At 64.6% G+C, this 14,325-nt stretch carries 10 protein-coding genes; 5 read left to right on the top strand and 5 right to left on the bottom strand.

The features are described from left to right. Window positions 1-15 precede the first annotated feature (15 nt). On the top strand, window positions 16-1,347 hold the full coding sequence (locus GJV18_RS06530) for a DUF58 domain-containing protein (RefSeq protein WP_160343893.1): 1,332 nt from the start codon (window positions 16-18) through the stop codon (window positions 1,345-1,347). Between the two features lie 197 nt (window positions 1,348-1,544). Here the strand turns inward: GJV18_RS06530 and GJV18_RS06525 are convergent, their stop codons facing one another. The 3 genes from GJV18_RS06525 to GJV18_RS06515 all read right to left on the bottom strand — a co-directional run bounded on the left by GJV18_RS06525 (window position 1,545) and on the right by GJV18_RS06515 (window position 3,490). Beyond that, the gene (locus GJV18_RS06525; protein WP_160343892.1) at window positions 1,545-2,282 is read right to left on the bottom strand and encodes a nitroreductase family protein; all 738 of its coding nucleotides are present in this window, start codon (window positions 2,280-2,282) and stop codon (window positions 1,545-1,547) included. A gap of 97 nt (window positions 2,283-2,379) precedes the next feature. Continuing rightward, the gene (locus tag GJV18_RS06520) at window positions 2,380-2,862 is read right to left on the bottom strand and encodes a glutathione peroxidase (RefSeq protein ID WP_160343891.1); all 483 of its coding nucleotides are present in this window, start codon (window positions 2,860-2,862) and stop codon (window positions 2,380-2,382) included. Between the two features lie 142 nt (window positions 2,863-3,004). Then, window positions 3,005-3,490, bottom strand: coding sequence for an FKBP-type peptidyl-prolyl cis-trans isomerase (locus GJV18_RS06515; RefSeq protein ID WP_160343890.1), 486 nt, complete (start codon window positions 3,488-3,490; stop codon window positions 3,005-3,007). On the opposite strand from GJV18_RS06515, the gene GJV18_RS06510 reads away from it, so the two are divergent. From GJV18_RS06510 to GJV18_RS06495, 4 genes are all read left to right on the top strand, one after another. Further along, on the top strand, window positions 3,459-3,794 hold the full coding sequence (locus tag GJV18_RS06510; protein WP_160343889.1) for a DUF3565 domain-containing protein: 336 nt from the start codon (window positions 3,459-3,461) through the stop codon (window positions 3,792-3,794). The genes GJV18_RS06515 and GJV18_RS06510 overlap by 32 nt on opposite strands. Further along, on the top strand, window positions 3,795-4,982 hold the full coding sequence (locus GJV18_RS06505) for an acetate kinase (RefSeq protein ID WP_160343888.1): 1,188 nt from the start codon (window positions 3,795-3,797) through the stop codon (window positions 4,980-4,982). A gap of 28 nt (window positions 4,983-5,010) precedes the next feature. Beyond that, the gene (gene pta, locus GJV18_RS06500; RefSeq protein ID WP_160343887.1) at window positions 5,011-7,104 is read left to right on the top strand and encodes a phosphate acetyltransferase; all 2,094 of its coding nucleotides are present in this window, start codon (window positions 5,011-5,013) and stop codon (window positions 7,102-7,104) included. A 190-nt stretch (window positions 7,105-7,294) separates the two neighbouring features. Next, a complete protein-coding gene (locus GJV18_RS06495) occupies window positions 7,295-8,194 on the top strand; it encodes an acyltransferase (protein ID WP_160343886.1) in 900 nt (299 codons plus the stop codon). Between the two features lie 51 nt (window positions 8,195-8,245). Here GJV18_RS06495 and GJV18_RS06490 read toward each other — a convergent pair whose 3' ends face one another. Then, complete coding sequence (locus GJV18_RS06490; RefSeq protein WP_160343885.1) at window positions 8,246-10,399, bottom strand: putative bifunctional diguanylate cyclase/phosphodiesterase; 2,154 nt, start codon at window positions 10,397-10,399, stop codon at window positions 8,246-8,248. A gap of 110 nt (window positions 10,400-10,509) precedes the next feature. Beyond that, entirely contained in the window at window positions 10,510-14,226 is a 3,717-nt protein-coding gene (locus GJV18_RS06485) for a response regulator (RefSeq protein ID WP_160343884.1), read from the bottom strand. Window positions 14,227-14,325 lie beyond the last annotated feature (99 nt).

Raw genomic sequence — 14,325 nt, 5'->3', positions numbered from 1 at the left:
TTCAGGATTTGCCCGATGAAGCCTGCGCGTCTGCTGCTGGCTCTGCTCGCCGCATTGCTGGCCCTGGGCCTGCTGCTCGGCGTCTGCAGCGCCCTGGGCCTGAACCTGCCGGCCAGCCTCAAACCGCTCTACTGGGGCCTGCTGCTGTGCCTGCTGGGCGTGGCCCTGGTCGACGCCCTGCGTCTGCGCCAGCAGCCTTCACCGCGTCTGGAACGCCAGCTGCCGGGCAACCTGCCCCTGGGCCGCTGGAGCGAGGTGCAGCTATGCCTGCACCATGACTACCGCCAGGCCTTGCAGGTTCAGCTATTCGAGCATCTGCCGAGCGAGCTGGCCTGCGAGCAGATGCCGCTGCGCATCGACCTGCATCCGGGGGAGATGACCCGCATCGACTATCGGGTGCGCCCGCTCAAGCGCGGCCATCTGCATATTCCCGGCGGCGAACTGCGGCTGCCCAGCCCAATGGGCCTGTGGCACGCCCGACGTTTTCTCCCAGTGGCCGGGGAAACCCGCGTCTACCCCGACTTTGCTCGCCTTTATGGCGCCCAGCTGATGGCGGTGGACGACTGGATCAGCCAGCTTGGCGTGCGCCAGCGCCCGCGCCGTGGCCTGGGTCTGGAGTTTCATCAGCTGCGCGAATTTCGTGACGGCGACACCCTGCGCCAGATCGACTGGAAAGCCACCGCGCGCAAGCGCACGCCCATTGCCCGGGAATACCAGGACGAACGCGACCAGCAGATCGTCTTCCTGCTCGACTGTGGCCGGCGCATGCGCAGCCAGGACGGCGAGCTGTCGCACTTCGACCACGCCCTCAATGCCTGCCTGCTGCTCAGCTACGTGGCCCTGCGCCAGGGCGATGCGGTGGGCCTGGCCACCTTTGCCAGTGAACAGCCGCGTTTCCTCGCCCCGGTCAAGGGCCAGGATCAGCTCAAGGTGCTGCTCAATGCCGTCTATGACCTGGACAGTAGCCAACAGCCGGCGGACTTCGCGGCCGCCGCCGAGCGCCTGCTCGCCCGCCAGCAGCGCCGCGCCCTGGTGGTACTGGTCAGCAACCTGCGCGACGAAGATGATCAGGCCTTGCTCGCAGCCGTCAAACGTCTCGGCCGCCAGCACCGCGTGCTGGTTGCCAGCCTGCGCGAGGAGGTGCTCGACCAGTTGCGTCAACAGCCGGTGGAGGACTTCGAGGGGGCTTTGGACTACTGCGGCACCCTGGATTACCTGGGCGCCCGCGCCGACCTGCACGAACGCCTGGCCGCCCACGGCATGCCGGTACTGGATGCCCGCCCCAGCGAGCTGGGGCCACAGCTGGTCAGCCGTTATCTGGCCTGGAAAAAGGCCGGGGCACTCTAAGCACCGCCCCCTTATGGGTAGGCTATACAGCCAATACCTGTTGATGGCCCGCTCCAGCTCTTGTAGGAACGGCTTCAGCCGCGAACTTCGCGGATAAACCCGCTGCTACAGGGGCGCAAGTAACGGTGACATAACCTACCGGGTGCGCCATGCACACCACCTGCCATGGCTGATACGCCTGGCGCGGCTCAGCCGGCTTAGAGCCAGCTGACCTGCTGTTCCAGCGGGAAACGCAAGCGCGGGTTATACACGCCCTTGTCATCCTGTCTGCCCACGGCCAGCAACATGATGGGAATGGCCCGCCGCGGAATATCCAGCACCTTGCGCAGACGCACCTCATCGAAGCCTTCCATGGGGCAGGTGGCGTAGCCGTGACTCTGCAACGCCAGCATCAGGTTCTGCGCCGCCAGGGCGGTGGACTTGACCGCCCAGACGCGCATCTGGGCATGGCTGTTGGGCGTGCGCATCAGGGCCTTGCGCAGGGCCAACAGGCGTACCAACTGACGTTTGAACAAACCGCGCAGGCCCAGCAGGCCCTGGTTGTACTGAAAGGGGGCGGTCTTGCTGTAGAAATGGCGGATGCGCGCCGGCACCTCGGGCTCCGGCCACTGCTCGATGATCTGCTGGCAGGCCTGACGCCAGGTGTCCGGACGGGCCAGCACGGCAATGATCAGCGGCGCCCGGGCCGCATTCTGGCCCATGCACACCGGATGCAACTGCGCCAGCAGGGCTGGGTCGCGAATCACCTGAAAGCTCCAGGACTGCAGATTGCAGGAACTGGGCGCAAGCATCGCCAGCTCCAGGCAGTCGCGGATCACCGCATCCGGCACAGGCTCCGGCTTGAAACGGCGCACCGCGCGGCGACTCTCGATCAGTGCGCGCAAGGCCGCAGGGCTGGCCTGCAGCGGCGCGGATTCGGAAGGAAACAGGCTCATGGGCAACTCCAGGCGAGGAGTCACGATTAAGCCGGCAGCACGGCCCGGGAACAAGTGCGCCGCACAGAGCAGCCGCAGTCTTGGCGCAAATGCCCTGTCAGCCCAGGGCCTTCTCGATGGCCTGGATCAGGGCCGGATCATCCGGCGCGGTGCGCGGCGAGAAGCGCGCCAGCACGCGGCCGTCATGGCCCACCAGAAATTTCTCGAAATTCCAGGTGATATCCCCGGGAAACTCGGCACCCTCACCCGCCAGCAGACGATACAGCGGATGACGATCCGGACCGTTGACCTCCAGCTTGCTGCCCAGTGGAAAGGTCACCCCGTAGTTGAGGCTGCAGAACTCGCGAATCGCCTCCTCGCTGTCCGGCTCCTGCCCGGCGAACTGGTTGCACGGCAGGCCGAGCACGCTAAAGCCTTGGGCTTTGTATTGCTGATAGAGCTTCTCAAGCCCCGCATACTGCGGCGTCAGTCCACACTTGGAGGCAACATTGACGACCAGCACCACCTGCCCTTTGAAGGGTGCCAGGGGTAGATCATGGCCATCCAGCGCACGCAGATTCAGGTCGTGAAATGCACTCATGGCTAACTCCTTGAGAACACTGAAATTACCCGTGGAGGACAAAAAAGGCGCCTATGCAAAGGCGCCTTTCTTATGGTTCAGCTTAGCAGCGGCTGGCTTCTGCGATACGACCGTAAGTCGTTTTCAGGCCAGGCCGACACCATCAATGATGGTGGCCGCCTTCGCCATGGATATGCCCATGGGCCACTTCTTCTTCGCTGGCCTCACGCACATTGACCACCTTGACCTTGAAGTTCAGGCGCTGGCCGGCCAGCGGGTGGTTGCCGTCGACGATCACGTCGTCGCCGTCCAGTTCACGAATGGTCACAATTTGCATGCCGCCGTCCGGGCCGGATGCATGAAACTGCATGCCAACTTCCAGTTCATCGACACCTTCGAACATGGAGCGATTCAGGGTAGCCACCAGTTCGGCGCTGTATTCGCCATAGGCTTCGGCCGGCTCGATGGAAACATCCAGCTCGTCACCGACCTGCTTGCCCAGCAGGGCCTTTTCCAGGCCGCCGATGATGTTGCCGGCACCGTGCAGATAGACCAGCGGCGCGCCGCCTGCGGAGCTGTCGATCACCTCACCGGCATCGTTAGTCAGGGTATAGTCGATGGATACGGCCTTATTGGCGGCGATCTGCATGGGGGAGACCTTTTTGCTGGGAAATAAAGAACGGACAAGTCTACCCAAGGGGCCGTGCGAAAGCGAACCGCCGCTGGACGGACGGCCAGTCCAGGCCGCGGCCAGAGTGCTTGACTTCCATCAGGATGAAGACGGCCACTGGGTGGCAGACTTGTCCTGCGGCCATACCCAGCACCTGCGCCACCAGCCGCCCTGGCAGAACCGTGCCTGGGTGCTGGATAGCGAGCAGCGCCACCGGCAACTGGGCCAAGCCTTCACCTGTGGCTGGTGTCAGACGAATCAGCTTGAGCATAAGGAGCGGTAGATGCCCGCACGCAATATTCTGGTAATCAACTGCGGCAGTTCATCGATCAAATTCGCCCTGGTCAATGAGGACCAGCCGCAGTTCGTCCTGAGTGGCCTGGCCGAACGCCTGGGCAGCCCGGAAGCCGAACTGCACTGGCAACGCGGTGCGGACAAGGACAGCCTGATGATCCCCGGGGCCGACCATCGCCTGGCCCTGGCCCAGCTGTTGCCGCTGGTACAGAGCGCCGCGGGCGGGCAGCTGCATGGTATCGGCCATCGCGTGGTGCATGGCGGCGAGCACTTCACCACGGCCTGCCGGCTGGATGAGCTGACCCTCACCGCCATTCGCGCCACCGCGCCCCTGGCACCGCTGCACAACCCGGCCAACCTGCAGGGCATCGAGGCAGCCATGCGCCTGTTCCCGGAGCTGACCCATGTGGCGGTGTTCGACACGGCCTTCCATCAGAGCATGCCCGAATACGCCTTCCGCTATGCCCTGCCCGAGGTGCTATACCGCGAGCATGGCGTACGCCGCTATGGCTTCCACGGCACCAGCCACCGCTATGTCAGCCAGCGCGCCGCCGAACTCAGCGACCTGGACTATGGCCACAGCAGCTGGCTGGTGGCCCACCTGGGCAATGGCTGCTCCACCTGCGCCGTGGTCGATGGCCACAGCCGCGACACCAGCATGGGCCTGACCCCGCTGGAAGGCCTGGTGATGGGCACCCGCAGCGGCGATGTCGACCCCAACCTGCACAGCCATCTGGCCCGCACCCTGGGCTGGAGCCTGGAGCGTATCGATGCCCTGCTCAACAAGGAGAGCGGCCTGCTCGGCCTGTCCGGGCTGTCCAACGATATGCGCAGCCTGGAGCAGGCGCGGGAGCAGGGCCATGCCGGTGCCACCCTGGCCATCGAGGTGTTCTGCTACCGCCTGGCCAAGTCCCTGGCGGCCATGGCCTGCGCCCTGAATCAGCTGGACGGACTCATCTTCACCGGCGGCATCGGCGAGAACTCGGCGCTGATCCGCAGCCAGACCGTGGCCCATCTGAAACTCCTGGGGCTGGCCCTGGACCCGCAGGCCAATGCCAAGACGGTACGCGGCGCCGCCGGCCCCATCCAGGCAGCCGGCCACCCACGGGTACTGGTGGTGCCGACCAATGAAGAGCGGCAGATTGCCCTGGACACCCTGGAATTGCTCGATCACTAAAAGCGCCTGCGCGGCACAAGGATCCTCCATGCATACCTTTTTTATCGCCCCCACCGGTTTTGGTGTCGGTCTTACCTCCATCAGCCTGGGCCTGGTCGGCGCCCTGCAGCGGGCCGGGCTCAAGGTCGGCTTCTTCAAGCCCATCGCCCAACCACACCAGGGTGACCTGGGACCGGAGCGATCCAGCGAGCTGATCGCCCGCACCCATGACCTCCATTCGCCCAAGCCCCTGGCCCTGGCCCATGTCGAGCGCATGCTCGGTGACGGTCAGCTGGACGAGTTGCTGGAGGAGATCATCAGCCTCTATCAGCAGGCCGCCGCCGGCAAGGATGTGGTCATAGTCGAGGGCATGGTACCGACCCGCCAGGCCAGCTACGCGGCCCGGGTCAACTTCCACCTGGCCAAGAGCCTGGACGCCGAGATCGTCCTGATCTCGGCGCCGGAGCAGGAAAGCCTGAGCGAGTTGAGTGACCGGATCGAAATCCAGGCCCAGCTGTTTGGTGGCCCGAAAGACCCCAAGGTGCTCGGCCTGATTCTCAACAAGGTGCGCAGCGAGGATGGCCTGGAGGCCTATGCCGAGCGCCTCAAGGAGCTCTCGCCGCTGCTCAAGACCGAGGATTTCCGCCTGCTTGGCTGCATCCCCTGGCAGGATGAACTGAATGCCCCGCGCACCCGCGACATTGCCGACCTGCTTGGCGCCCGGGTGCTCAACGCCGGCGACTTCGAACAGCGGCGCATGCTCAAGATCGTGCTCTGCGCCCGCGCAGTGGCCAACACCGTGCAGCTGCTCAAGCCCGGCACCCTGGTGGTGACTCCGGGCGATCGCGACGACATCATCCTCGCCGCCAGCCTGGCCGCGATGAACGGCACACCTCTGGCCGGCCTGCTGCTGTGCAGCGATTTTGCCCCCGACCCACGGATCATGGAGCTGTGCCGTGGCGCCCTGGCCAGCGGCCTGCCGGTGATGACGGTGAACACCGGTTCCTACGACACCGCCACCAACCTCAACCGCCTGAACAAGGAAATTCCGGTGGATGACAAGGAACGGGCGGAAAAGGTCGCCGACTTTGTCGCCAGCCATATCGACCATGAGTGGCTGTTCACCCGTTGCGCCGCGCCACGGGAACTGAACATGTCGCCGCCGGCCTTCCGCTACCAGCTGGTGCAGCGGGCCAAGGCGGCGAACAAGCGCATCGTCCTGCCCGAAGGCAGCGAACCGCGCACCGTGCAGGCCGCCGCCATCTGCCAGGCCCGTGGCATCGCCCGCTGCGTGCTGCTGGCCAAGCCGGAAGAGGTCAAGGCCGTGGCCCGTGCCCAGGGCATCGAGCTGCCCGAAGGCCTGGAGATTCTCGACCCGGATCTGATCCGCGAACGCTATATCGAGCCCATGGTCGAGCTGCGCAAGGGCAAGGGCCTGAACGCCCCCATGGCCGCCGCCCAGCTGGAAGACACCGTGGTCCTGGGCACCATGATGCTGGCCCTGGACGAGGTGGACGGCCTGGTGTCCGGGGCCATCAACACCACCGCCAACACCATCCGCCCGGCCCTGCAGCTGATCAAGACTGCCCCTGGTTATCAGCTGGTGTCGTCGATCTTCTTTATGCTGCTGCCCGATCAGGTGCTGGTCTATGGCGATTGCGCGGTGAACCCAGACCCCACGGCGGCGGAGCTGGCGGAAATCGCCCTGCAGAGCGCCGCCTCGGCCCAGGCGTTCGGCATCCCGCCGCGGGTGGCCATGCTCAGCTACTCTACCGGCGAGTCCGGCAGTGGCGAGGAAGTGGAAAAGGTGCGCGAGGCCACCCGCCTGGCCAAGGCGCGTCAGCCCGAATTGCCGCTCGACGGCCCGTTGCAGTACGACGCCGCGGCGATTGCCAGTGTCGGCCGGCAGAAGGCGCCGAACAGCCCGGTGGCCGGCCGTGCCACGGTGTTTATCTTCCCTGACCTGAACACCGGCAACACCACCTACAAGGCGGTGCAGCGCAGCGCCGACTGCGTCAGTGTCGGCCCCATGCTGCAGGGCCTGCGCAAGCCGGTGAACGACCTTTCGCGCGGTGCTCTGGTCGACGATATCGTCTTCACCATTGCCCTGACGGCGATTCAGGCAGCCAATCTGCCGGCATAACGTGGATGGCGGACAAGCCTTCGGCATGTCCGCCCTACCCCGCAGACCTGCGAAAGCAACACCAGCTGGTCAAGGCTGGATCTTGCAGGTCAGTGCACAATCGTTAACCTTGGCAGCGGCTGGCTACCACCGCTCGCCATACGCTGACCCACGGGCTCGAAGAAGCCCCCTTGAGGAGGCCTGCGCCCCCATGCTGCACTTTCTGCCCGCGCCGCTTCGCGGCTGCCTTGCCAGCCTGCTGCTGGCGCTCAATACCCTGTTCTGGTGCTGGCCGCTGTTCATCCTGGCGCTGGTCAAGCTGCTGCTGCCCTTTGCCCCGGCCCAGCGTTTTCTGCGCTTTCTGATGCACGGCATCGCCGAGGCCTGGATCGGCTTCAACAAGTTCTGGATGGACCTGGTGGGCAGTACCCGCTGGGACGTGCAGGGCCTGCAGGGCTTCGACAAGCAGCATTCCTATCTGGTGACCAGCAACCACCAGAGCTGGGTGGATATCCTGGTGCTGCAGTACCAGCTCAACCGGCGTCTGCCGCTGCTCAAGTTCTTCCTCAAGCAGGAGCTGATCTGGGTGCCGGTGATCGGCCTGTGCTGGTGGGCCCTGGAATTCCCCTTTATGAAGCGTTTCAGCAAGGAATACCTGGCCAAGCACCCGGAAAAGCGCGGTCAGGATCTGGCCACCACCCGCCGCGCCTGTGCCCGCTACAAGAGCAACCCGGTGGCGGTGTTCAACTTTCTCGAAGGCACCCGCCTGACCCCGGCCAAGCATGCCCAGCAGCAGTCACCCTTCCGCCACCTGCTCAAGCCCAAGGCCGGCGGCATCGCCTTTGTGCTCGATGCCATGGGCGAGCAGTTGCACAGCATCGTCAACGTCACCATCCACTACCCACAGGGCAACCCGGGCTTCTGGGATCTGCTGTGCGGGCGGGTCGAGCAGGTGGTGGTGCGTTTCGACCAGTTGCAGATCCCCGAAGAATTTCTCGGCCGCAACTACGACCAGGACGAGGCCTACCGCCTGCAGTTCCAGCAGTGGGTCAATCAGCTCTGGCTGGACAAGGATGCCGAGCTGGACAAGCTGATCGCCGCCAGCCGGTAACAGGCTTAGGCAGGGCCATGCAGCCGTGTGCGAGGCACACGGCAGCGCCGCTTATCCTTCGCTGGATGGGCCATCCAGGCATGGCAGCTGGTTCCAGTCCAGCTGCAGGGGAAACTGCTCCAGCTGCTCGGCAGACAACCCCGGCGCCACCAGAAAGCCCTGCATGATGGCGCAGCCGTGCTCCACCAGCCACTGGCGCTGGGCCTCGGTTTCCACCCCTTCGGCAATCACTTCCAGATTGAGGTTGCGCCCCAGGTCGAGGATGGTGCTGACCACCGCAGCGTCGCGCGGCGATTCCAGCATATTGGCAATAAACAGACGGTCGATCTTCAGGGTGTCCAGCTCGAAATGGCGCAGATAGGCCAGGGACGAATAACCGGTGCCGAAGTCGTCGATGGCGATCTTCACCCCCAGGGCGCGCAGCTGGCGCAGCTGCTCCTGGGTGGTCTGCAGATCCTGCATCAGGGCACTCTCGGTGACTTCCACTTCCAGCTGCGCGGGGTTGAGCTGATAGGCGTCCAGTAGTCGGCGCAAATCCTCCACCAGCTGCGGCATGCCGAACTGCACCGGACTGACGTTCAGGCTCAGCACCAGTTGCTGGCCATGCAGATCGGCCAGATGCCGGGCCTGGCTGATACCGGCGCGAAAGATCCACTCGCCCAAGTGGTTGATCAGCCGGGTTTCCTCCAGCAACGGGATAAACACCCCCGGGGCCACGGTACCGGCCACCCGATGCTGCCAGCGCAGCAGCGCCTCGACCCCACGCAGGCGGCCGCTGTCCAGATAGACCTGGGGCTGGTAGACCAGGCGAAAATCGTCCTGCTCGATGGCGCTGCGCAGGCTCTCTTCCAGCATCAACCGGGAACGGGCGCGGCCATTCATTTCCGGGGAGAAGAAGCGGTACTGCTGACGGCCGGCGCCCTTGGCCTCGTACATGGCCATGTCGGCGGCGCGCAGCAGGCCTTCGGCGGTCTGCCCGCACTCGGGAAAGCTGGCGATGCCGACGCTGGCGCCCAGGGTAAAGTCCACACCATCCAGTCGATGGCGCACCGAGACCTGTTCGATCAGCTTTTCCGCCACCTTGGCGGCATCCTCGGGGTGCTCCAGATTTTCCAGCAGGGCGGCGAACTCATCACCGCCGATACGTGCCAGGCTGTCATAGGGGCGCAGGCAGCTCTTGAGCTGCTCGCCCACATGCTGCAGCAGCAGGTCGCCGGCGTCGTGGCCGATGGAGTCGTTGATACGCTTGAAGCCATCCAGATCCAGGTAGAGCACGGCCAGCCGCTCGCCACTGCGTTCGATACGGGCTAGGGCACGGCCCAGGGCCTGCTGGAAGCCATGGCGATTGAGCAGGCCGGTCAACGCATCGGTGACTGCCTGGGATTGCAGCTGGGCGCGCAGGTGACGCTCGGCGGACTGATCCAGGGCGATCACCACCATGGCGTGCTGCAGGCTGGGCAAGGGCGAGCAAGACAGCGCCACCGGTACGCTGCCACCGCCCTCGATATGCAGGCTGGCATCATGCAGGCGGTAGGTTTCGCTGCGCCGCCAGTGGCGGTAGAACTCCGACAGGCGCCAGTCGCAGTCGATCTGCGGGCTGTGCAGCAGACCAAGCAATTCGCGCCCCTGCAACTCGGCCACGGCACAGCCGAGCATCTGCGCCATGGCCGGGTTGGCAAACTGGATATGGCCGTCTTCGCCCACCACCATGATGCCTTCGGCGGCGTTGTCCAGCACCGAGGCATTGAAGGCCCGGGCCTTGTCCAGTTGCTGGGTCAGTTGCAGCAGTTCACTGCGGTTGCGTTCGAACTCCAGCAGGGAGTTGATCTTGTGCCGCAGCACGCTGGGGTCGAAGGGTTTGAGCACGAAGTCCACTGCGCCGGTGGAGTAGCCCTGGAGCACCGCATCCTGGGTCTGGGCGATGGCGGAGACGAAGATAATCGGCACAAAGCGGGTGCGCGGGTTGCCACGCATCAGCCGGGCGACTTCGAAACCATCCATATGCGGCATCTGCACGTCCAGCAGGACCAGGCCGACATCCTCTTCCAGCAGGCAACGCAGGGCCGCCTCACCCGATTCCACACAACGAAGCTGCCAGTCGCCATCCTCGAACAAGGCTTGCATGGCCTCAAGGTTTTCCGGTCGATCATCCACCACCAGCAGAATCTGGGTCTTGCGGGACGAATGGGCCTGGACCTGCCCCATAGCACTCTCCTTTTCCCTGGCTGCAGCCCCATACTCCTGTGGGCTGCCGGCACTGCACCGACGGTGCAAAGTGCCACGAAACTCAAGCATCAGGTTAGATCATTGTCCACCTATCTGCCCTGGCCGAACGTCGACTTGTGCAGCCAGCGGCGCAACATCGCCAGCAGCTGCTCGCTGGCCACCGGTTTGGCCAGGTAGTCATCGGCGCCGGCGGCCAGGCATTTCTCCCGATCGCCTTTCATGGCATGGGCGGTCAGGGCAATGATCGGGGTCTTGCAGCCATGCTCGCCCTTCAGTGCCCGGGTAGCGCTGTAGCCGTCCAGAATCGGCATGGCCATGTCCATCAGGATCAGATCAAAGTGCCCGCGCAGGCAGCGATCGATGGCTTCCTGGCCATCGCTGGCGGTACTGACGCGGATCCCGACCTCATCCAGCAGGGCGGTCAGGGCATAGAGATTGCGCACGTCATCGTCGACCAGCAGCACATGGCTGCCATGCAGCAACTCGGCGGCCTGGGGAGCGGCCATATCGCCGAGAAAGCCCTGCAGGGCCTCGACCAGCAGGTCGGTATTCTCGCCCTGTTTGCGCACCACCTGGGCCGAATAGTGATGCAGGCGCTGCAATGTCTGCTGATTGACATCCAGTCCGGTATTGACCACCACCTGCAGGCTGTCCAGGGCGCGAATGGCATGCAGTTGCTGGAGCAGCTGAAAGCCGTCCAGGTCGGGCAGATCGAGGTCCACCACCAGGGCATTGAAGGCTTCGTCGGCATACAGGCTGCGCGCCTCCTCGGCACTGGCGCAGGCGCGCACACTGAAGCCCTGGGCCTGCAACTGCTGGCGATAGTGCTCGCGCTCCAGTTCCACATCCTCCACCAGTAACAGCTTGCGCTGCCCACCCGGGCCCTGCTGCAGGTCGACAAACACCTGCTCCAGACTCTCGCGGCTGATGGGTTTGACCAGATAGCGGGCGTCCTGGTCCTGCCAGTCGTCCGGCTGTGGCACGCAGGAAATGATATGCACCGGGATATCACGCCATTTGCTGTGGCTGCGCAGGCTGCGAAACAGCTGCCAGCCACTGATATCGGGCAGCAGAATATCCAGAATCACCGCACTGAACGCCTCCTGCGCCAGCACCTGCTGGGCCTGCTGACCGCTGCGACAATGCACGCAGGAAAAGCCATGGGCGTGGGCCTGCTCGATGATCACGCTGGCGAAATTGATATCGTCCTCGACGATCAGCAGCGCCGGCCCCCGGCCACTGCGTGCTGGCTCCGGTAATACCTCATGGGGAGTTCGCTGCGGAGCCGGGAGCAATTGCACCGGCAGACGTACGGTAAAACAGGAGCCCTGCCCGGGTGCGCTCTGCAGACTGATCTCGCCGCCCATGGCCTGTACCAGCTGGCGGGTAATGGCCAGGCCCAGACCGGTGCCACCAAAACGCCGACTGGTGGAACCGTCAATCTGCTGGAAAGCCTGGAAGATCTGCTCATGCTGCTCTGCGGCGATGCCGATACCGCTGTCGCGCACCTCGAACACCATCAGCTCGCTGCCCTCCTCGGCCCCCAGCGGGTCACAGGCCACGGTCAGGCTGACCTCGCCCTGCTCGGTGAATTTCAGGGCATTGGACAACAGGTTGCGCAGCACCTGCTGCAAACGCCCGCGGTCCGCCTGAACCATCCGTGGCACCCCGTCCTCCAGTCGCGTCTGCAGGCGCAGACCCTTGAGTTCGGCCATGGGCCGCAGGCCGGCATCCAACTCCACCAGCAGCTCCTGCACATTCAGGGCTTCCAGCTTGAGCTGCAGACGCCCGGACTCGACCTTGGCCAGATCCAGCACGTCATTGATCAGTTGCAGCAGATCACTGCCGGCGCGGTGGACGATATCGGCGTGCTTGCTCTGCTTCTCCGTCAGGTTGCCGGCCACGTTGCGGCGCAGCTGGTCACTGAGAATCAGGATGGAATTGAGCGGCGTGCGTAGCTCATGGGACATATTGGCGAGAAATTCGGACTTGTAGCGGTTGGCCAGCATCAGCTGCTCGGTCTGCTCGCGCAGGCGCTGTTCGGCGGCCTTGCGCTCGCTGATATCGATGATCACCGCCTGCACCAGATTGTCGGTACTGGTGCGAATCGGCGACAGCCCCACCTCCAGCGGCAATGGCCGACCATCGCGATGCTGACCGAACAGTTCGCGGTTGCTGCCCATGCGCCGCGGTTGCGGGTCTTGCTGATAGCCCTGGCGCAGCGGTACATGAGTGTGGCGCAGGCTCTCCGGCAGCAGCATTTCCACCGCCTGGCCGAGCAGTTCATGGCGGGCATAGCCGAACAGCTGCTCGGTCTGCTTGTTGACCATGGCGATGCGCCCCTGGCTGTCAACCAGCACGATGGCATTTGGCGACGCCTCGACCACCAGGCGGAAACGTTCTTCGGCGCCCTTGCGTGCCCGCAGGTCGACCAGGTTGAGCAGATAGTCCGGCGCCGCGCTCCCGCTCAGTACGCTCAGACTAAGGCCCACGGCGATACTTTCGGCCTGCTCGTTGCGCGCCTCGAACTCCTCGTCCAGGCCATTGCGCCCGGCCCGCTCGGCCAATGCGGCCAGATCGCCTTCCATCGACAGATAACGACTGACCCGCTCCCCCTGCAATTGCTCGGCCGCACAGCCAAGCAGTTCGGCGGCACTGCGGTTGGCCATTTCGATGCGGCCCTGGGCATTGCACAGCAGGGTCGCCACCGGTAAGCGCTCGATCAGCAGGCGAAAGCGCTCTTCACGTTCGCGCAGCTGCCCGGTCATGCGCTGGCTGGCCTGCAGCTGGCGTTCACGCTGGTGCAGGTAGCCGCCGATCAGCAAGGCCAGAAATGCGGCTGCCAGCAGGCCGCTCAATAGATTGAGGCCCTCCTCGCCAGGGCTCAGGCCACTTTCGTATTCGGGCGTACTGCTTACGGTCAGCAGCCAGGTGCGGCCAAACAGCGACAACTGCAGCTGCTCCTCAAAGGCCGCCGTCCAGCCATTGCTGCGTGGCGGCGCGCGTACCAGCCAGGTGTCACGCGTCTGCTGGTCACGGATGGCAATATCGAAGCGGTCGGCCTTGGCCCCCAAAACCCCCTTGATCAGGTTTTCTCCGCGAAAGGCGCCATGCACGGTGCCGAGCAGCGCTGCCCGACGCGCTTCGGCGCTATTCAGCGCCTGCTCCGCCTGGTACACGGGAAGGTAGAACAGCACCCCGGCTTGCACGTCCACATCGGTTTCCTGCAGCAGGATAACCGGAGGGCTGAGGGTCGCCTCACCCGTGATGATCGCCTGCTCGACAGCCGCCCGCCGGATCGGCTCACTGAGCATATCGAAGCCCAGGGCGCGACGATTGCGCCAGTCCAGCGGGCTCAGGTAGTCGATCAGCAGGTATTGCTCACGGGTTTCGGGGGGGAAGGCCTGGTAATCCTTGCGTCCCTGCTGGCGGATTTCTTCGAGAAAGCCTGGCAGCTGCGCCTGGCGCAGATAACGCGACCAGCCCAGGGCCTGGATGCCCGGGTAGCGCTCCTGCAACTGCAGCTGTTCTAGGGCGCGGTCCCACTCCTGGGGATCGACATGTTCGCTGCCACTCATCAGGCCGGCCACGCCACGCAGCACCATCTCGTAGGTCTGCATGCGAGACAGGACACGCTGGCCGATATCCTCCACCTCCAGCTGGAAACGCTCCTGCTGCTGCGCCTGCGCACGCTGCTGACCCTGCTGCCACTGCCACAGCACCAGACTGCCGAGTACCAGCAACAGGCCCAGCGTCACTGCCCCAGCCAGCCAGGAGCGCCCACCCCACGCCTCACGCCTTTCCATGTCGACTCCCTATCAACCTGCGATAAAGGCCGCCGAATCCCTGGCTGACGGTCTACCTTGAGGCTAGACGAGCACTCGCCCGGCGTAAAACGACAAAGC

The sequence above is a fragment of the Pseudomonas xionganensis genome (genome assembly GCF_009763245.1).
GTDB classification, from domain to species: domain Bacteria; phylum Pseudomonadota; class Gammaproteobacteria; order Pseudomonadales; family Pseudomonadaceae; genus Aquipseudomonas; species Aquipseudomonas xionganensis.
The sequence above is the reverse complement of the archived record's forward strand: the minus strand, read 5'-3'. Positions and strand labels throughout refer to the sequence as shown.

Excerpts from the sequence above, each read along its gene's own strand:
- GJV18_RS06505 (WP_160343888.1), top strand. The coding sequence starts at position 3,795 with ATGCCCGCACGCAATATTCTGGTAATCAACTGCGGCAGTTCATCGATC.
- GJV18_RS06490 (WP_160343885.1), bottom strand. The coding sequence starts at position 10,399 with ATGGGGCAGGTCCAGGCCCATTCGTCCCGCAAGACCCAGATTCTGCTG.
- GJV18_RS06495 (WP_160343886.1), top strand. The coding sequence starts at position 7,295 with ATGCTGCACTTTCTGCCCGCGCCGCTTCGCGGCTGCCTTGCCAGCCTG.
- GJV18_RS06485 (WP_160343884.1), bottom strand. The coding sequence starts at position 14,226 with ATGGAAAGGCGTGAGGCGTGGGGTGGGCGCTCCTGGCTGGCTGGGGCA.
- GJV18_RS06520 (WP_160343891.1), bottom strand. The coding sequence starts at position 2,862 with ATGAGTGCATTTCACGACCTGAATCTGCGTGCGCTGGATGGCCATGAT.
- pta (WP_160343887.1), top strand. The coding sequence starts at position 5,011 with ATGCATACCTTTTTTATCGCCCCCACCGGTTTTGGTGTCGGTCTTACC.
- GJV18_RS06510 (WP_160343889.1), top strand. The coding sequence starts at position 3,459 with ATGGATACGGCCTTATTGGCGGCGATCTGCATGGGGGAGACCTTTTTG.
- GJV18_RS06515 (WP_160343890.1), bottom strand. The coding sequence starts at position 3,490 with ATGCAGATCGCCGCCAATAAGGCCGTATCCATCGACTATACCCTGACT.
- GJV18_RS06530 (WP_160343893.1), top strand. The coding sequence starts at position 16 with ATGAAGCCTGCGCGTCTGCTGCTGGCTCTGCTCGCCGCATTGCTGGCC.
- GJV18_RS06525 (WP_160343892.1), bottom strand. The coding sequence starts at position 2,282 with ATGAGCCTGTTTCCTTCCGAATCCGCGCCGCTGCAGGCCAGCCCTGCG.